Source organism: Labrys sp. E2SS-1L (assembly GCF_057073705.1).
The window spans coordinates 4,165,618-4,181,467 of sequence record NZ_CP172712.1 but is presented as its reverse complement, the minus strand read 5'-3'; the positions used below and the strand labels follow the sequence as shown (position 1 = coordinate 4,181,467).

23 protein-coding genes and 1 tRNA gene are annotated in these 15,850 nt (G+C 61.1%); 10 read left to right on the top strand and 14 right to left on the bottom strand.

All coding sequences use genetic code 11. From position 1 onward, the window contains the following. Positions 1-168: 168 nt before the first annotated feature. From aat to ACIGJE_RS19575, 7 genes are all read right to left on the bottom strand, one after another. Complete coding sequence (aat, locus tag ACIGJE_RS19605) at positions 169-837, bottom strand: leucyl/phenylalanyl-tRNA--protein transferase (protein ID WP_311935087.1); 669 nt, start codon at positions 835-837, stop codon at positions 169-171. 11 nt (positions 838-848) lie between these two features. After that, positions 849-2,207 (bottom strand): acetyl-CoA carboxylase biotin carboxylase subunit, encoded by a 1,359-nt coding sequence (gene accC / locus ACIGJE_RS19600; protein ID WP_311935085.1) that lies wholly within the window; start codon positions 2,205-2,207, stop codon positions 849-851. Between the two features lie 5 nt (positions 2,208-2,212). Then, positions 2,213-2,683 carry an acetyl-CoA carboxylase biotin carboxyl carrier protein gene (gene accB / locus ACIGJE_RS19595; RefSeq protein ID WP_311935533.1) on the bottom strand — a complete coding sequence of 157 codons (471 nt, stop codon included), beginning with the start codon at positions 2,681-2,683 and terminating at the stop codon, positions 2,213-2,215. A gap of 40 nt (positions 2,684-2,723) precedes the next feature. Continuing rightward, positions 2,724-3,167, bottom strand: coding sequence for a type II 3-dehydroquinate dehydratase (gene aroQ / locus ACIGJE_RS19590; protein WP_068296342.1), 444 nt, complete (start codon positions 3,165-3,167; stop codon positions 2,724-2,726). A gap of 146 nt (positions 3,168-3,313) precedes the next feature. Continuing rightward, entirely contained in the window at positions 3,314-4,078 is a 765-nt protein-coding gene (locus tag ACIGJE_RS19585; protein WP_367623063.1) for a DsbA family protein, read from the bottom strand. Positions 4,079-4,337: 259 nt separating this feature from the next. Continuing rightward, a complete protein-coding gene (locus tag ACIGJE_RS19580) occupies positions 4,338-4,868 on the bottom strand; it encodes a YceD family protein (RefSeq protein WP_483678509.1) in 531 nt (176 codons plus the stop codon). Further along, on the bottom strand, positions 4,865-5,410 hold the full coding sequence (locus ACIGJE_RS19575) for a ubiquinol-cytochrome C chaperone family protein (protein WP_311935077.1): 546 nt from the start codon (positions 5,408-5,410) through the stop codon (positions 4,865-4,867). The genes ACIGJE_RS19580 and ACIGJE_RS19575 overlap by 4 nt, the downstream gene beginning before the upstream one ends. A 218-nt stretch (positions 5,411-5,628) precedes the next feature. Between ACIGJE_RS19575 and ACIGJE_RS19570 the strand changes: the two genes are divergently transcribed. Further along, positions 5,629-6,105, top strand: coding sequence for an outer membrane protein assembly factor BamE (locus ACIGJE_RS19570; RefSeq protein ID WP_311935076.1), 477 nt, complete (start codon positions 5,629-5,631; stop codon positions 6,103-6,105). Between the two features lie 127 nt (positions 6,106-6,232). Here the strand turns inward: ACIGJE_RS19570 and ACIGJE_RS19565 are convergent, their stop codons facing one another. Beyond that, a complete protein-coding gene (locus ACIGJE_RS19565; RefSeq protein ID WP_415084067.1) occupies positions 6,233-6,679 on the bottom strand; it encodes a GtrA family protein in 447 nt (148 codons plus the stop codon). Then, on the bottom strand, positions 6,663-7,592 hold the full coding sequence (locus ACIGJE_RS19560) for a glycosyltransferase family 2 protein (protein ID WP_483678507.1): 930 nt from the start codon (positions 7,590-7,592) through the stop codon (positions 6,663-6,665). Before ACIGJE_RS19560 ends, ACIGJE_RS19565 begins: the two co-directional genes overlap by 17 nt. A 549-nt stretch (positions 7,593-8,141) precedes the next feature. On the opposite strand from ACIGJE_RS19560, the gene ACIGJE_RS19555 reads away from it, so the two are divergent. Continuing rightward, complete coding sequence (locus ACIGJE_RS19555; RefSeq protein WP_068296022.1) at positions 8,142-8,354, top strand: cold-shock protein; 213 nt, start codon at positions 8,142-8,144, stop codon at positions 8,352-8,354. 241 nt (positions 8,355-8,595) lie between these two features. Next, positions 8,596-8,775, top strand: coding sequence for a hypothetical protein (locus tag ACIGJE_RS19550; RefSeq protein ID WP_311935068.1), 180 nt, complete (start codon positions 8,596-8,598; stop codon positions 8,773-8,775). Positions 8,776-9,013: 238 nt separating this feature from the next. Here the strand turns inward: ACIGJE_RS19550 and ACIGJE_RS19545 are convergent, their stop codons facing one another. From ACIGJE_RS19545 to ACIGJE_RS19530, 4 genes are all read right to left on the bottom strand, one after another. Further along, entirely contained in the window at positions 9,014-9,292 is a 279-nt protein-coding gene (locus ACIGJE_RS19545) for a hypothetical protein (protein WP_415084063.1), read from the bottom strand. Next, positions 9,289-9,705, bottom strand: coding sequence for a hypothetical protein (locus ACIGJE_RS19540; protein ID WP_415084061.1), 417 nt, complete (start codon positions 9,703-9,705; stop codon positions 9,289-9,291). The genes ACIGJE_RS19545 and ACIGJE_RS19540 overlap by 4 nt, the downstream gene beginning before the upstream one ends. Before the next feature lie 122 nt (positions 9,706-9,827). Further along, entirely contained in the window at positions 9,828-10,118 is a 291-nt protein-coding gene (locus tag ACIGJE_RS19535; RefSeq protein ID WP_415084059.1) for a putative quinol monooxygenase, read from the bottom strand. A 108-nt stretch (positions 10,119-10,226) separates the two neighbouring features. Beyond that, positions 10,227-10,304, bottom strand: a tRNA-Pro gene (locus ACIGJE_RS19530). A gap of 206 nt (positions 10,305-10,510) precedes the next feature. On the opposite strand from ACIGJE_RS19530, the gene ACIGJE_RS19525 reads away from it, so the two are divergent. The 7 genes from ACIGJE_RS19525 to ACIGJE_RS19495 all read left to right on the top strand — a co-directional run bounded on the left by ACIGJE_RS19525 (position 10,511) and on the right by ACIGJE_RS19495 (position 15,572). Then, positions 10,511-10,759, top strand: coding sequence for a hypothetical protein (locus ACIGJE_RS19525; protein ID WP_483678504.1), 249 nt, complete (start codon positions 10,511-10,513; stop codon positions 10,757-10,759). A gap of 10 nt (positions 10,760-10,769) precedes the next feature. Continuing rightward, the gene (locus ACIGJE_RS19520; RefSeq protein ID WP_483678502.1) at positions 10,770-11,021 is read left to right on the top strand and encodes a hypothetical protein; all 252 of its coding nucleotides are present in this window, start codon (positions 10,770-10,772) and stop codon (positions 11,019-11,021) included. Continuing rightward, positions 11,002-12,735, top strand: coding sequence for a hypothetical protein (locus ACIGJE_RS19515; protein ID WP_483678500.1), 1,734 nt, complete (start codon positions 11,002-11,004; stop codon positions 12,733-12,735). The genes ACIGJE_RS19520 and ACIGJE_RS19515 overlap by 20 nt, the downstream gene beginning before the upstream one ends. Before the next feature lie 332 nt (positions 12,736-13,067). Then, complete coding sequence (locus ACIGJE_RS19510) at positions 13,068-13,268, top strand: hypothetical protein (protein WP_483678498.1); 201 nt, start codon at positions 13,068-13,070, stop codon at positions 13,266-13,268. Continuing rightward, positions 13,261-13,860 (top strand): hypothetical protein, encoded by a 600-nt coding sequence (locus ACIGJE_RS19505; RefSeq protein ID WP_483678496.1) that lies wholly within the window; start codon positions 13,261-13,263, stop codon positions 13,858-13,860. Before ACIGJE_RS19510 ends, ACIGJE_RS19505 begins: the two co-directional genes overlap by 8 nt. Before the next feature lie 573 nt (positions 13,861-14,433). Next, positions 14,434-14,958: a hypothetical protein gene (locus ACIGJE_RS19500; protein ID WP_483678494.1), complete on the top strand. Its 525-nt coding sequence runs from the start codon at positions 14,434-14,436 to the stop codon at positions 14,956-14,958. A 101-nt stretch (positions 14,959-15,059) separates the two neighbouring features. Next, the gene (locus tag ACIGJE_RS19495) at positions 15,060-15,572 is read left to right on the top strand and encodes a type II toxin-antitoxin system HicB family antitoxin (protein WP_483678492.1); all 513 of its coding nucleotides are present in this window, start codon (positions 15,060-15,062) and stop codon (positions 15,570-15,572) included. Positions 15,573-15,608: 36 nt separating this feature from the next. Here the strand turns inward: ACIGJE_RS19495 and ACIGJE_RS19490 are convergent, their stop codons facing one another. Continuing rightward, the gene (locus ACIGJE_RS19490) at positions 15,609-15,755 is read right to left on the bottom strand and encodes a GCG_CRPN prefix-to-repeats domain-containing protein (protein WP_483678490.1); all 147 of its coding nucleotides are present in this window, start codon (positions 15,753-15,755) and stop codon (positions 15,609-15,611) included. Positions 15,756-15,850 lie beyond the last annotated feature (95 nt).

The window sequence follows — 15,850 nt, the reverse complement described above, 5'->3', positions numbered from 1 at the left end:
TGACGGCAACACCGATTTCTTCGACCAGCCGGTGGATCCCAACGCGCCGCAGGATTAAGCGGACGGTCTTTCGCTGCCTCTGCACCGCTTTGTCGAGGGGGAGGGAGGCAGAACTGGCGCCGTCGCCTATGTTGCCAGCTTCCGACAAGCTCTTCCTGACCGGCTAGCTCAGTCGGCAAGGGCGGCCAGGATGTCCGCGCCCGACCGGGCTTCGCGCTTGGGCCACGCAAGAAAATCGCCGTCTTCGGCCAGGGCGTCGTCCAGCAAACGATGATAGAGCGTGCGCGGCAACTCGATGGCGCCCAGACTCATCAGATGATCGGTGACGAATTGGGTGTCGAGCAACTGGTAGCCGCCATGGCGCAGCCGTGCCACCAGATGGGCCAGGGCCACCTTGGATGCGTCGCTCTCCAGATGGAACATGCTTTCGCCGAAGAAGGCGCCGCCGAGATCGACGCCGTAGAGGCCGCCGACCAGCCGGCCATTGCGATAGGCCTCGACGGTGTGGCAATGGCCCAATCGGAACAACTCGCCATAGAGCCGACGGATCGACGAGTTGATCCAGGTGGTGCGGCGTCCCGGTCCGGATCGGGCGCAGCCCTCGATCACCGCCTCGAAATCATGATCGACCACGATATCGAAACGATCGGAGCGGATGGTACGGGCGAGACGATGGGAGATCACCAGCCCGTCGAGCGGGATGATGCCGCGAAATTCCGGCTCGACCCAGTAGAGGCCGGGATCGTCGGCGCTTTCGGCCATCGGGAAGATGCCGCAGGCATAGGCCTTGAGCAGGACCTGCGGCGTGATCTCCAGATTGAGCTCGGCGCCCGACATGGCAGAGCCGCCTAGGCGCTGTCGCTCATGCCGCCGGCTTCGAGGAATTTCTCGAGCCAGTGAATGTCGTAGAGACCGTTCTGGATATCCGCGTTGCGCACCAGAGTGCGGAATAGCGGCAGGGTGGTCTCCACGCCATCGACCACGAATTCGTCGATGGCCCGGCGCAGGCGCATCAGGCATTCGGTGCGCGTGCGGCCGTGCACGATCAGCTTGCCGATCAGCGAATCGTAATAGGGCGGGATCTTATAGCCCTGGTAGACGGCCGAATCGACGCGAACGCCAAGGCCACCCGGCGGATGAAAATAGCTGATCGTGCCGGGCGAAGGCCGGAAGGTCGCGGCATTCTCGGCATTGATGCGGCATTCGATGGCATGGCCTTCGATCTGCACGTCCGACTGCTTGATCGACAGCGGCGAGCCGGCCGCGATCTTGATCTGCTCGTTGACCAGATCGATGCCGGTGATCATCTCGGTGACCGGATGTTCCACCTGGATGCGCGTGTTCATCTCGATGAAATAGAACTCGCCATTTTCATAGAGGAACTCGATGGTGCCGGCGCCGACATAGCCGAGCTCGATCATCGCCTTGGCGACGATATCACCGATCTTGTTGCGCTGGGCAGCGTTGAGGGCCGGCGAGGGGCCCTCCTCCCACACCTTCTGGTGGCGACGCTGCAGAGAGCAATCGCGTTCGCCCAGATGGATGGCGTGGCCCTGGCCGTCGCCGAGCACCTGCAATTCGATATGGCGAGGCTTCTGCAGATATTTCTCCAGATAGACCGCATCGTCGCCAAAGGCAGCCAGCGCTTCCGCGCGGGCGGTGGCGAGAGCATCGGGCAGGTCTTCCGCCGTCAGAGCCACCTTCATGCCGCGGCCACCGCCGCCGGCAGCGGCCTTGACCAGCACCGGATAGCCGATCTCCTCGGCGATGCGGGCAGCATCGGTGTCATTGGTGACGCCGCCATCCGAGCCGGGCACGCAGGGAATGCCGAGGCGCTTGGCAGTGCGCTTGGCCTCGATCTTGTCGCCCATCATGCGGATATGCTCCGCCTTGGGGCCGATGAAGGCGATGTTGTGCTGATCGAGGATGTCGGCGAAGCGGGCGTTTTCCGACAGGAAGCCATAGCCTGGATGCACGGCCTCGGCGCCGGTGATCTCGCAAGCCGCGATCAGAGCGGGAATGTTGAGATAGCTTTCGCGAGCCGGCGGCGGGCCGATGCATACGCTTTCGTCCGCCAGCTTGACGTGCATGGCATCGGCATCGGCGGTGGAATGGACAGCCACCGTCTTGATGCCGAGCTCCTTGCAGGCGCGCAGCACGCGCAGGGCGATCTCACCGCGGTTCGCGATCAGGATCTTGTCAAACATTCACGTCACTCGATGATCATCAGCGGCTGGCCATATTCGACCGGTTGCTTGTCCTCGATGAACAGCGCGCTCACCGTTCCCGAACGCGGCGCGATGATGTCGTTGAAGGTCTTCATCGCCTCGACGATCAGCACGCGGTCGCCCTGATTGACCTTGCTGCCGATCTCGACGAAGGCCTTGGCGCCCGGTGCGGCGCCGAGATAGGCGGTGCCCACCATCGGCGATTTCAAGACGCCGGGATGATTGGCCGGATCGGCAGCGGCCGGAGCGGCTGCAGCGGCCGCAACAGCAGCCGGAGCAGCGACGGCGACGGCCGGCGCGCTGACCGGCACGGTTGCCGTCACATTGATCTGCCGCGCCACCCGGATGCGCAGGTCGGCCTGCTGCACCTCGATTTCGGTGAGATCCGTCTCCGTCAGGAGATTGGCGAGTTCCCGGATAATCTCGGGGTCAATCCCCGATTTGGTTCGCGACATCGTCATGCCTTGCGTTTCCGCGGGGCCGAGGCCCCGTCATTCATTGAGCCGATACGCTCGAAGCCAATGCTTCGAGGGCAAGTTCATAGCCCTTGGGGCCAAATCCGCAGATCACGCCCTTGGCTGCCGGCGAGACCCAGGAATGGTGCCGGAAACTTTCGCGCGCGAACACGTTGGATAGATGCAATTCGATTACCGGCAGGCTAACGGCCTTGATCGCATCGTGGAGAGCGATCGAGGTATGGGTGAGGGCGCCGGGATTGATGATCAATCCGACCGCACCCTTGTGATAGGCCTCGTGCACCCAGTCGAGCAGTACGCCCTCATGGTTGGTCTGCCGGAATTCGATGGTAAGACCCAATTGCTCGGCGCGCGCCCGGGCCAGTTTCTCGATGCCGTTGAGGTCGAGCGTGCCGTAGACGGACGTTTCACGCACCCCCAGCATGTTGAGATTGGGGCCATTCAGAATGTAGACGAGCGCCATGCTTGCCATCAGGACCATAAATTGAAAGCCCGAAGCTTGCTGCAACGGGCCTTTTGCTGCGAACGCCCCTTATAGGGCGCCCGATCCAGGAAGGCAAAGCCGACGGCGAAAAACCGCCGGCTTTGTTGGAGAAGGGCCTGTCCGGCTCAACCGCAGGCGGTTTGGCCGCATTTGCGCAGCGAATCGATCTTGGACTTCAGGGCATCGTAGCCGACGGCACCGGGGGTGATCTCGCTGCCGAGCACGTAAGAGGGCGTGCCGTTGATGCCCAATGCCTCGCCCAGCTGCATCGTGCTGGTCAGTCCCTTGAGCAGAGCCGGATCTTTCATGTCGGCCTGGAGCTTGGTCATGTCGACGCCGGAATCCTGGGCGACCTGCAGGGCGCGGTCCTTGCCCACGGCGCCGCGCGTGCCGAGCAGGACTTGGTGGAACTCCAGGAACTTGTCGCCCTGCAACTGCTTCTTGACGGCAAGGGCAACAATGGCTGCTTCCTTGGAGCCTTCGCTCAGGATCGGGTAGTCGCGCAACACCACCTTGAGCTTCTTGTCGGTATCGAGCAGCTTGACCATGTCGGCCAGTCCGCGCTTGCAGTAGCCGCAATTGTAGTCGAAGAACTCGACCAGGGTGACATCGCCTTCGGGATTGCCGAGCACGGCGTTCTGCGACCCGTTGAGGATAGTGTCCATGCTGTCGGAGAGCAGCTTCTTCTGGCGCTCGGCCGTCGCCGCTTCCTGCTTGGCCTGCATGGCGTTGATGGCGTCGACGATGACCTCGGGATGCTCCATCAGGTAATTCTTGACGATTGCCTCGACCGCGGGCTTGTCCAGTGGCTCGGCAGCGAGGGCAGGCTGGCCGGATGCGAGCAAGCCAATGCCGAGTGCAACCCCGGCCATCAGACGCTTCAACGACATATACTTCTCCAAAAGGCAGAAATCCCAGGAGCCAATCGCGTTTTGGCGAAACGCGCCTTGCTCTCACTCTTTGGTTCGGCGCGTCCTTGCGATTTGATGTCCTTCGTTCAAACCACAAAACGCTTTGGGACGTGGATAGGTCCAGGCCCGTAACGGATCAATGAATCGCAGCTCAGGGACGTGCGATCTCACACAATCGTGTTCGATCGAAGGCATTCGCGGAGGCTTTTGCCGGTTCTCGGCAGAATTAGCCTTGCCTTCAGGAATCCTTGTCCTTCAGCCTGTTGAGCGCGGCGAAGGGGGAAAGGCCCGCCTCGTCTCCGTCGCCCTCGAAGGTGGCGCCCGGCTTGCGGGGATAGGGATCGAGCGCCAGAGCGAGGAATTCGCTGACGACGGCGCCGAGATCGATGGTGTCGCCGACCAGCAGGTCTGGCGGATCTTCGGCTTCCGGATCGTTCAATTCGGCCAGATCGAATTCGGCATTGGGATCCTGCCCATCCGGCGAGAAGCGGATGTCGACGGGAGCCTCGACCTTGCTCTCGAACGGTTCTGCCGTGACGACGCAGATCTGGGTTATCTGGGCAAGAACGGTTCCCTCGACCGCCAGCCCATCCTTGCGGAAGGGCGTGACGTGGAGCTTGGCCGTCAGGGCCGCGACATCCGGAAGGCCAAGCTGGCGGGCGACGGCCCTGCGCTCGTCTTCGTTCGTCTCGATCATGAAATGGCGGCCCGTGGCCGGAATCTCGCGCAGATGGACCGGACGCGAGAAGTGGGGCGTTGGATTGGTCATGCGCTCTCACCTAGGGCTGGAGTGGGGAAGGGTAGGGAGCCGCTGGCAAGGCTCGCCAGGGAAGCGTCGGCAAGGGCCCTGGAAGCGCGCCGGACATAGCCTGCGAGGGCCCGCGCCTGAGGCAACCTCTCTTCGTCGCGGGCATAGACGTTGCGCAGGAGGACCTGGGTGAGTTCCTCGTCATCCGGCCTATGCAGGGCATTGCCATAGGACGAGGAGCATCCCGTATAGATGTCGGCGATCTTGCGCATCTTCTTGGGGACGGCGAGGTCGCCGACGCCCATTTCCCGCATGGCTCGGTCGAGCTCGGCGAAGAAGCGGTCGCAAACGCCCTGGGCAATCTCGCGGATCTCGCCCTGCTCATCGTTGAGCCGATGCATGAGCAGGAACAGATGCAGCAGCATCATGTCCATACGCCCTTCCACCGTGTCGGGGACGCGACCCTCGACGAACAGGGCGGGATCGCGGCCCTGGGCCACGATCTGGTCGTAGAGGCGGGCAATCTGCGCGTCGCGCGCTCTATTGCGAAACAGGCCGAACATGAGCTCCTTCACCAGCAGGGGTATTCGACCGGTGTTCCGCGGGGCGGCACCGTGGCGGTGCCCTGGTACGATCCGGTCGAAGACCGCACTCTATAACGGATGCTCCATATAAGTGGATGCTCTCTGAGCGCCAAGGTTGAATTTCGTGCGCGAGCGGGTTACGCCAGAACCCACGCGACGATGTGGCGAACGAGCCTGTGTGCCCGATGGAGGCCAAAGTGAGTATAGTTGTGTTGCCCCCCCGTTTCCGGTCTCCCGCGCTGGCGGCCGCTGTCGTCATCTCCCTGGCCGGGCTGCTGCAGAGCTGCGGTTCGATCGGCGAGACCAATGTGCACGGCATCGTGGTGACGGAGAGTACCTTGTCGGCGATCAAGCCCGGCACGTCCCAGGCCCAGGTGCTCGATGCACTCGGCACGCCCTCCACCCAGTCCACGCTGGACGGCCAGGCCTGGTACTATGTGTCTCAGACCACGTCCCGCCCGGTGGCCTTCCTGTCTCCGCATGTGACCGACCGTAACGTGCTGGCCGTCTACTTCACCAATGGCCGGGTGTCGCGCGTCGCCAATTACGGCCTGAAGGACGGCGTGGTATTCGATTCGATCACCCGTACGACGCCGACGGCCGGCGGCGACCTCAACTTCGTCACGCAGCTCGCACGCGGCATGACGGCGGGTATTCCGGGCTTCGGTCGATAACGAGTTCAACGGCAGAGTGGGAAGCGCCTGGTCCCAGGCTCTTCCTTGCCGTGAGTCTTCGTTTTCAATTGACTTTGCAAACAGCGATGATTGCGTCAGGCCGTATGGCCTGGCGTGGGAGCCGGCTTCATGCCGCTTGGTCCGGCCCGCGGGCCTTCGGCGTGAAGACCGCCTTGAAATAACTCCAGAAATTCAGGGTCATCGACAGCGCGACGGCAATTGCCACCGCCAGCACCGGCCAGCGTGCAAAAGGCCCGCCGAGCGTGACCAGCGCCATGAAGGTACCGAGATTGACCAAAGCGGCCAGCGCGCTCGCGGACAGGTAGCGCAGGAACTCGGCCGCGATGTCGGAGCCGGCGCGGTCGCCGAAGGCCAGCGAGCGGTTGATCAGCCAGGTCACCACCACGGCACCGGCAAACGAGGCCAGGCGCGCCAGACGAGCATCGAGGCCGAGATTGACCAGAATGGTCAGGATGCCGGCATCGAAGGCGAAGCCGACGAAACCGGCCAGGGCAAAACAGCATAGCCGCCAACGCAGAGACCTGCCGGGAGGTGGTTCAGTGGACGGGCGCATAGCGCAAATAATGCAGCCGCTTGAGCTCCCTTCGCCCACGCGTGACCGTATCGAGGATCATGCCGGAAAAGAAGGCGATGATGGCCGACAGCATCAAGCCGGTGGCGAGCAAGGCCGTGGGCAGGCGCGGCACGGAGCCGTATTCGAGATATTCCACCACCACCGGGGTGGCGGCGACAAGGGACAACAGAGCCAGCACGCCGGCGAGCAGGCTGAAGAAGAGCAGCGGCCTTTCCTCCTTCACCAGCTTGGCGATGAGCTTGAGAATGCGCATGCCGTCCTGCACGGTGCGCAGTTTGCTCTGCGAGCCCGCCGGCCGCTCCCCATAGACCGTCTCGATCTCGCCCAGAGGAAGCGACATTTCGAGAGCATGCACGAGCAGTTCGGTTTCGATCTCGAAACCGGTCGAGAGGGCGGGGAACGTCTTGACGAAGCGCCGGGACATCGCCTTGTAGCCCGACAGCATGTCACGTGAGGACGAGCCGAAGAATCGCGTGACCAGGCGGGTGAGCATCCGGTTGCCGAAACGATGTCCGGGGCGGTAGGCTGTTTCGCCATTGGCCACGCGCACCCCGTTGACGAGATCGAGGGGCCCGGCGCGCAGGGCCGCGACCAGCGCCGGAGCGCTGGCGGGATCGTAGGTGTTGTCACCGTCGACGATGATATAGATGTCGGCCTCGATATCCGCGAACATGCGGCGGATCACGTGCCCCTTGCCCTGGCGGGCTTCATGGCGCACCACGGCCCCGGCTTCCTGTGCCAGGCGCGCGGTATCGTCGCTGGAATTGTTGTCATAGACATAGATGACGGCTGACGGCAGCTGCGCGCGAAACCGCTGGATGACGGCCTGGATGGAGACCGCCTCATTGTAGCAGGGCACCAAAATCGCGATCGTCGGATCCGCCCCCTGCATCGTTTCCTCGATCCTTCGCCTGCCTTTACGGTCCCGTCCTTATAGACGTAAGCGGGATCAGGACGCCAACCGCACCGCGTCATGGTTAAGGCCATTTGCCGCGCTTGGGCGGGGGAAGGGTGTGACGTGGGTAGTCTCAGCGGCGATTTTGGGGCGGAGCGAATGCTCTTCCAGCGAAAAGTCAGAGGATTGTGTGGCAGGAAAGTGATTTGAAGCGTAGTGAATCCATAAGAATAGGATCATGTGTGTGCTGCGGAATTACCGCTTCGATGTTCTGCTCGGAAGATTTCGGCTGAATTGGCACTATATTGTTATTGGCGTTTCAGAAAAGCGAAGCAGATCGCAAAAACGTCCATTTTGTCGCAGGTTTGTCTTGACCGCTGGTTTCCAATCGGGCAGCCTACGGCATCGATTTTCGGCCGAACGACTTGGCCTCGCGTCGCGGCGCTCGCTGGATGCGTGCTGACAAGCTCTCACCAAAATTCGACACTCGCTGGGTCCGCGTCATCGCGGGCTTTGGCTTTCACTACGTTGAAGGAATAGCTCACGATGAGCACAGGTACCGTGAAGTGGTTCAACGCCCAGAAGGGCTACGGTTTCATTCAGCCCGATGATGGCTCCAAGGACGTGTTCGTCCACATCAGCGCGGTTGAACGGGCCGGCCTGTATGAGCTGCGCGAAGGCCAGAAGATCAGCTATGAGCTGGTCCAGGATCGCCGCTCGGGCAAGTTGGCCGCTGACCAGCTCCAGGCCGCGGCCTAAGCGACCCATAGAGTCTTTCGGTATACCGTCAGATTTTCAGGAAAAGCCGGCGCGGCAGCAGCCGGCTTTTCTTTTGGTTGCAATGCAGCAACATGTGTGCATTGCAAGATGGCGCTGAGTTCCGGCAGCCGACAGCGATTTAAACTTGAAGGATAGTAGGAACAAGCGCAGAATTCAGGCGTTCAAGTCAAGGGCTGAGTCCCTCATGGCCGGATCGGACACCGGCTGATGGAGGTTCGTCATGGATCTGAGTGAAATGATCACGGGTTTTCTGGTTGTCCTGGTGATCGCAATTTTGATTATCGATACGGTGATTGATTGGCGTTCGCCGGCCAAGGCCGCGAAGCAAGCGAGACAGATTGCTGCTCCGGGCAAGCACAGCCTCGATCCGAAGATCGGCTGCGACATCGTCTGGTGCTGAACGCCTACGCACTGTGACGCGACGACCGTGACGTGAGCCGTCCGGCGGACGGGGAGCTTTGTGTGTCGCGCGACCCGGTGATTGCACTACAGGCGCAGCACAATCCTTTTGATAGCTGCTGCGGCAGGAGTGCCGCACGGAGGCGAGGCCACCGTGCGTTTTCACGCATGGCGGCTGACAATCTCGCTGACGATAAGGGATTGCGCTGGCCGGGCGCGGAGACTTGCAAGGCCGGTCCTCACTCAACCGGCTTGCGAAGCACCTTGTCCCTCGCGCCAGGCGGAGGCCGGTCGCCAAAACCACGCGCATAGCCGCGTGATACGCTGGCTGTCAGCGCTGCGATCGCATCGTCCCGCTCGGCGAGTTCGGCCTTGAGATGATCGACCATCGCGACCAAGGCCTGAACGGCGACGCGTGCATCGCCTCCGCAAGTGGCGATTGCTTGGTCGGCATCGCGCTGCACTATTTCGGCCTCCTGGGACAGGAAAGGCTCCAGGCCTGCGGGCCGCCCGTTCATGGCTTGCCGGAGAGGCTGAGAGGATTGCCTGCCGCCTCCAGCAGGCTCGCCAGACGGTCGAGTTCGTCGTCGAGCCGGACATTGCGGCGAATGGCCCTGCGCAATGCCGTGACGGCATTGCCATCGGTCCGCTTCAATTCGCGGCTGACGATCCAGTCGATCGACACGCCTTGGGCATCGCCATCCACTCTTTCGTGAAGGTCTTCGTCCTCTAGCCGATCGGATTGGCGTTTCAATTCCTCGATCAGCCGGTCCCGGTTGATCAGCGAGGTCTGGGCTTGCCTGGCATAACGGTAGAGTGCCAGTAGGGCTGCGCCGCCGCTGCCCGCCTTTTCGACCAAACGGGCGATCTCCGCGACTTCCTCCGGCCGGGCGGCCAGCCTATGCGTGCCGTCGAAATAACCGTCGAGCATGTCGATTACCTTCGGTTGAGGGCAGGACCTTATGCCCCGAAGGGGTGCTTGTCCAGTATTTTGTTCTCTTTTTGTTCCTGACGAGGAAGGGCGGAAATCGATGCGGAGAGGGAGCGCCTTGCTCAGGCCTCGAACGAGTCCATTAGAATATAGCTGCCCGGTTGGCGCTGATATGCATCGATCTGCGGAACCAGTCGCTTGAAATGTTCGGTACTGCAATGGGCGTCGAGGGAGGCGCGATCCGGCCATGCCTCGATGAAAACGAAATGCCCAGGGTCTTTCTGGTCGATGAAAAGGTCATAGGCGATGCAATGTTCTTCCTGGCGCGTCTTGGCGACCAGTTCCCTGTAGAGGGGAAGCACGGCATCCACATGTTCGGGCTTTATGAAATCCTGAGCGATGACTTTCAGCATCGGGAACCTAAGGGGCGGCCCTTTGTGCCCGCAGGGCAGGGGACCCTACGCGCTTGCGCTCCTTCGCTCCAGGCGAAGGGCTGGCATATTCAAGATATTCAGGAAAAATGGTCGGAGCGAGAGGATTCGAACCTCCGACCCCTAGTCCCCCAGACTAGTGCGCTAACCGGGCTGCGCTACGCTCCGACGCTCATTGAGCGTGGGCTGAATAGGGTTTTTCGCTCCGATGCGCAAGCCCCGATTTCAGTTTCTCGGAACATAAAAGACACGAAGTGCACAGTCCGGGACACAGAATCCCGGAAAAGTCCCGAACCATGTTCGGGGAGCGTTCTCATTCCCACCATCACCTCATCCCACCGCCTCTTTCGGGGCGGCTTGTCCATGGAGACACCTTGCGCGTCACCTCATTCTCACCCCACCCCGCCCGGCCTGGCGACATTGCCCGGTTCGATGTCGAAATCTCGCCGGATCTGACACTTCAGAACATCAGGCTTCGGCTGAACCCGGCCGGTGTCTGGCGCACCTACCCACAGTCAAGCGGCTCCGGCCGGTGCTCGGCCAGATTCTCGGACGCCCTGTCCGATGCGCTCGCCGAACTCGGCCTCGCCGCAGCTCGCGAGCACGGCATTCCCCTCGACTAGGAAACAACACATGGAAGTTCGCCACGTACGCCGGCCGGATCCCGGCTACCTCCCCAACGTCGAGTGGCTTGTCGATCTCCAACTCGACTGCGGCATCATCCTGTTTGGCCTGGCCATCACCAGAACGGACAAGGGTCTTCGCCTTCGCGCTCCCCAGAGCAAGCGCCACCACACGACCGCGTATTTCACCGCCGACACCGGCAAACGCATCATTGATCTCACGAACAAGGCCATTGCCCAGCATGACCTCGCAGCAGCTTGAACCAACCGAAGACGACTTCGGTTTCGTTCCCGACAACCGACCCGTCCATGACGACCACGATCCGGCAGTAGAGGCGCTGGAAGAAAAATACTGGGCCATCGTCTCGAAATTCGAGGGATATGGCTACGGCGCGAAGATCGTGGAGCCTCACGACGAGTGGCTTCACATCGCTGTCCGCGTTCCTGATGACGGTCGTTACCCTGGCCCCGAGGTTCACCACTGGGCCGCCCATGTATACGACTACCACGGTGGTGCCGAGGCGCTGATCACGATTGATGGCGACGGCAAGCCAGTCGTTAGCCAGATCGCGCCCAACCCTTGGCCCGAATACTGGGCCGTCGGCACGTTCCTCGATCCAGAGCCGAATGAGACAACAGCGCGGACTGCCCTCAAGATCGCCGAGAGGGCGATCAATCCGCCGCCTGTGCCTGACCACACCCAGCCGCCCAGCGTAAATCCCTTCGCCCCGCACAAGGCTGGCGGGCTGCTGGAAGCCGTCGCACGTTGGGTATCGCTGACTAACCGCCGACCCTCGCCTGAATTTGCCATGCTCGCCGCCATAGGCTTCGTGTCTGCCCTGTTCAGCCGACGTGCTGTCGGGCCGACTCATGCCGGTCTGAATATGTATCTGGCCGGATTGGCAACTACCGGCTTCGGTAAGGAACATCCGCTCGCAGCGCTGCAGTGTCTCGCCTATGACTGCAAAATGCCCTGGCTTATTGGACCTGGCGATATCACCTCCGGCGCGGCAATCGAAAAGATTGTGCGCCGTCGGCCGGCGTTTATCATGCCCATGGACGAACTCGGCGCCCTCCTGGAATCGGTTAACGGCCGCGGCGCTGCCACCTGGGCCAAAACCATCCGCAAGGTGCTGCTGGAGCTGTATTCGAAATCAACGGGATCGTGGACTGGCCGGGAATACGCAGACCCCGACAAAGACAGTAGCGCGGACCCGATCTTCGCGCCGACAGTTAGCTTCATGGGCATGTCCACGCCAGAGACGTTCTACGCCGGCCTGACCGAGGAATCCCTGTCAGACGGCTTCCTGAACCGTCTCACTATCGTCTCTGCCAGCGAGCGCCCCAAGAAGCAGGAGGCGGGACCGCTTGCCGCGCCAGCCTCGCTAATTGAGATGGTGAAGGACTACGCCAAGGCCCTGCCGCAGTCGGATTTGGCGGCTGCGGGCTCGCGTACCGCTAACATGCGCCCCAGCATGGTGACGGTTCCATGGGCAGACGAAAGCGTGAGAGAGCATTGGGATGCCATTGAGGATTGGCAGGTTAGCCAAATCACCGACCACGGCCGTCTGGAAGGGGTCATGGGCCGCTTTGCCCTCCAGGTGCTCAAGCTGGCGACGTTACGGGCTCTATCGATGAGCCCGGCCGAGCCGCAGGTCACCATGTCTGACATCGAATGGGGGCGAGCCATCGTCTGGAAGAGCGTCACCTACATTGAGCAGGGCATTGAGACGCATATGGCTGGCTCGGCTTTCGAAGAGCTTGTGAATGCGATCCTGAACGCTTTGCGGGCATCGCCGACGGGCTACCTCTCAATGGCCGTTCTGGTGAAGAAGAAGGGCGTGTCGAAAGCCGACCACAAAATGGTCAAGGCAGCTCTCGATCGCCTATTTGAACGGGGCGACATCTATATGCCCTCGATCGTCGGGACCGGCATGCGCGTCACCCTGGCAGGCCGGGAGGTGCCCGACGAGTAGCTTTGCGGCTGCTTTGCAAGCCAAGATGCAATTTGCAAGGCAGTGGCAAAATTGTGGCGACTGCTTTGCAAAGCCCTAAAATTTTTGCAAAGCGATTTGTAAGCGAAATCAATGCTTTAGTATAGATATGTACTTTGCATTTTTTTATCGTTTACAACGGAAATACCTCCGTCGCTTCCCGGTATCTGCCGATTTCCTGGGTAAATAGTAAATACCTGCAAAGCTGCAAAGCGCTGCCAGAAGCCATTTTCGACGGCGCGTAATCCGCCCTTCCACATCGCTAACTCACCACCCCAGCCATCAGGGCTGGCTAACCCCCTATGGAGATTTTCATGACCATCATTCCCGTCCCGCCGTATCCCGCCAATCTGGCGGACGGCACCACCGTCCACGTCGTCGGCATCACCCTCGACGGCACGGTTCCTCAATTCATCATCATGCGCCCCGGCGAGAACGGCAGCGTACGGCCCGATACAACCTATGAGGTGTTTGGCGTTTCGCTCGACGACGAACCGGAGTCCATCGATGGCTGACGAAATTCTGAAATTCGACTTTTCGGCTTTTCAGAAGATGGCAAAGAAGCTGGAAGTGGCAAAGCAACAGTTGCCGTTCGCATTGTCTCGCGCCCTCAACGAGTCAGCCTTCGTCGCGCGCTCCACCATGGTCGACGATTGGCCCGGCCGGGTGCAGGCCAAGAACAGCAGGTTTTTGGGCTGGGCGTTGAGCGTAAAGAAGGCGACCAAAAATGACCTTACGGTTACGATCAGCGACGAGCGAGCCGGCGGGCGCACACTCTTGAAGCAACTCGCCGACGGCGGCCAGCACACCGGCCAGGGGCGCCTGGCTGTGCCTGTCGCGGGGCAGCGGCGCGGTGCTCGCGGTATCGTCCCCAGCCAGAGGCCACGCAATCTCAAGAATGCGTTCCGAAAGGGTGACGCGGTCTACCAGATCGTTGGCAAAGGGCGGCGGAAGAGACTGAAACTCGCTTACGTGCTGAAGCCGTCTGTGGTCGTGCCGAAGCGCGTGCCGTTTCGGGAGACGTTCAAGGAGGTGATGACGCGGGAAATGCACCAACGAGCACCGCGGCTCATGCTTGAGGCGATGAAGACGGCCATTCGGCGTTAGGCGTGGTGGTTTATGAACCAGTTGTATCCCTCTGGCTCCTTGGCCCTCGCGCACGCAACGATATCCTTGCTGCCTCTGGACAGAGCGATATCGCCGCATCGTCTAGATGCCTCGAAATACCGGAGAGACATTGCCGTACACCGATCAACAAGATTTGGTGTTACCCCTGAGTCGATACACATGTTCCGCATGACTAGCTTTCTGGCTTGCTCCTCCACGCAGCCGTCTCGGGCGGGCACTCTAGGGGAAGACGGATCTCCTCCGCAAAGCTCAACGAGATGTCTAGCTTCAGCATCAGATATGGGCAGCGACGTATGATCTGCCCTGCACCCACCGAAAGCCAGCGCGAAAAGCACTATAAGAATTCGACCTATCATGCGCCCCCCGGCAGTTTCCGTTTGATTGCTATCAGCGGCCTGTCGGAACAGCAACCCGGCCGTCGCTCTACCAAAAATCGCCGGGTCCTTCCTCCGGTAAATACCTGACGGTTTCGCCCCACCTCGATCTATCTCTTGGTGTGAACCTCGCAGGGTGTGGCCAGTGGCCACCGGCGAGTGCACAGAAAGAAGCAACATGAAATCAGGAATAAGTCAGCGCGAGTTCGCGAAACGCGAAGGCTGCGCGCGTTCATTAGTGCAACGCAAGATCCAAAGCGGACACCTCAAGGTGCTCCCAGATGGCACGATCGATCCGGCTCTTGTCGGCACGACCTGGCGCCGCGGAAATGAACCGCAGCAAGCGCTCGCGTCCGATTCGGAGAGCATCCCGGCCCGCTGGGAGTCGGAGGCCCGCAAGGCCTATTTCGATGCCTTGCTCAAGAAGCTGGAGTGGGAGAGGGCTGTGGAGCAGGTTGTTCTGATCGAGGACGTGGCGACGGTCGTCATGCAGCAGTTCGTCGAGGTGCGCGCACGCTTTCGAGCCATCAGCGGCGCTGTCGTCAAGAAGCTGACGGTGACGACGAATGCGCCCGAGGCGCAGGCCATCCTCCATGAAGCATGCTGCAGCGCCTTGCGTGACTTAAGTGTGGCTGGGCATCAACGTGTTGTCGTGGAGGACCTGCCGGCCTCGCTGCGCCAGCGCTTCCTTGGAGCGCAATAATGCGGTCCTCCCTCTACGAAAATCTTATATCTAAAAATAGGTCGAGGTGAGGCGATACCCTCGTGTGTAAAAGTTAAAGGAGGACCCAGCGATTTTTTGGCGTGGGCGCACAACTCCACACCTCTGTGGAACACGGCGTCATAGAAGCGTGCAAGAATGTCGCCGACGACAAGCACCTTGGGCGATCACCAATGCAGTATCGAATCGAACTCTCCCCAGACGACAACGATACGTTGCTCGTCACATATCCGGCGCTGCCCGAGGTCGTGACCTTTGGTGAAGACAGGGCCGATGCCGCACGGCACGCCAGGGATGCGATCGAGGAGGCATTGGCTTCCCGCATAGCCGACGGCGAAGATATCCCAGCCGGCGACCGTGAGACGCCCCGTTGTGTCATGGTTCGCCCCTATCTGGGGACACAGCTGAAGGCGCAACTTTATACCGCCCTGCGCGGCGCCGGCATAACCCGAGCCGAGCTAATGCGTCGCCTTGGCTGGCACCGAGAGTCAGTGGATCGTCTGTTCCGCCTCGATCACGCATCAAAGTTGGATCAGATAGAGGCGGCATTTGCAGCACTGGGGCTGATCGTGGAAATAAAGGTACGAGCGGAGTGACGCGGCCGCCAAACGCAGACGACCGGGCCGTGTGTCTTACCAGGCGTATCGACGATACGGCCGATATCCGCCATATCCTGGATAGACCGGCCGTCTGTACGTATAATAGACCGGCGCATTGGGCACGCAGCGGCCCCAGATATTCGGGCGCCAGCCCGGGCCGCACCCTACTGGAACGCCCACAACTACCGTTCGCGCGACTGGCGGCGCACAACTCGTCAGCAAAAGACCGCCAAGGAAGGCGGCAGATATGGCTATCGATCGGATCAACGCAACAC

Bases quoted from the DNA above. Each gene is read 5' to 3' on its own strand.
- ACIGJE_RS19535 (WP_415084059.1), bottom strand. From the start codon at position 10,118: ATGCTGAAAGTCATCGCTCAGGATTTCATAAAGCCCGAACATGTGGAT.
- ACIGJE_RS19515 (WP_483678500.1), top strand. From the start codon at position 11,002: ATGACCTCGCAGCAGCTTGAACCAACCGAAGACGACTTCGGTTTCGTT.
- ACIGJE_RS19500 (WP_483678494.1), top strand. From the start codon at position 14,434: ATGAAATCAGGAATAAGTCAGCGCGAGTTCGCGAAACGCGAAGGCTGC.
- ACIGJE_RS19555 (WP_068296022.1), top strand. From the start codon at position 8,142: ATGAGCACAGGTACCGTGAAGTGGTTCAACGCCCAGAAGGGCTACGGT.
- ACIGJE_RS19550 (WP_311935068.1), top strand. From the start codon at position 8,596: ATGGATCTGAGTGAAATGATCACGGGTTTTCTGGTTGTCCTGGTGATC.
- accB (WP_311935533.1), bottom strand. From the start codon at position 2,683: ATGTCGCGAACCAAATCGGGGATTGACCCCGAGATTATCCGGGAACTC.
- ACIGJE_RS19510 (WP_483678498.1), top strand. From the start codon at position 13,068: ATGACCATCATTCCCGTCCCGCCGTATCCCGCCAATCTGGCGGACGGC.
- aat (WP_311935087.1), bottom strand. From the start codon at position 837: ATGTCGGGCGCCGAGCTCAATCTGGAGATCACGCCGCAGGTCCTGCTC.
- ACIGJE_RS19575 (WP_311935077.1), bottom strand. From the start codon at position 5,410: ATGTTCGGCCTGTTTCGCAATAGAGCGCGCGACGCGCAGATTGCCCGC.
- ACIGJE_RS19585 (WP_367623063.1), bottom strand. From the start codon at position 4,078: ATGTCGTTGAAGCGTCTGATGGCCGGGGTTGCACTCGGCATTGGCTTG.
- ACIGJE_RS19520 (WP_483678502.1), top strand. From the start codon at position 10,770: ATGGAAGTTCGCCACGTACGCCGGCCGGATCCCGGCTACCTCCCCAAC.
- ACIGJE_RS19565 (WP_415084067.1), bottom strand. From the start codon at position 6,679: ATGCGCCCGTCCACTGAACCACCTCCCGGCAGGTCTCTGCGTTGGCGG.
- ACIGJE_RS19560 (WP_483678507.1), bottom strand. From the start codon at position 7,592: ATGCAGGGGGCGGATCCGACGATCGCGATTTTGGTGCCCTGCTACAAT.
- ACIGJE_RS19580 (WP_483678509.1), bottom strand. From the start codon at position 4,868: ATGACCAATCCAACGCCCCACTTCTCGCGTCCGGTCCATCTGCGCGAG.
- ACIGJE_RS19505 (WP_483678496.1), top strand. From the start codon at position 13,261: ATGGCTGACGAAATTCTGAAATTCGACTTTTCGGCTTTTCAGAAGATG.
- ACIGJE_RS19545 (WP_415084063.1), bottom strand. From the start codon at position 9,292: ATGAACGGGCGGCCCGCAGGCCTGGAGCCTTTCCTGTCCCAGGAGGCC.
- aroQ (WP_068296342.1), bottom strand. From the start codon at position 3,167: ATGGCGCTCGTCTACATTCTGAATGGCCCCAATCTCAACATGCTGGGG.
- ACIGJE_RS19540 (WP_415084061.1), bottom strand. From the start codon at position 9,705: ATGCTCGACGGTTATTTCGACGGCACGCATAGGCTGGCCGCCCGGCCG.
- accC (WP_311935085.1), bottom strand. From the start codon at position 2,207: ATGTTTGACAAGATCCTGATCGCGAACCGCGGTGAGATCGCCCTGCGC.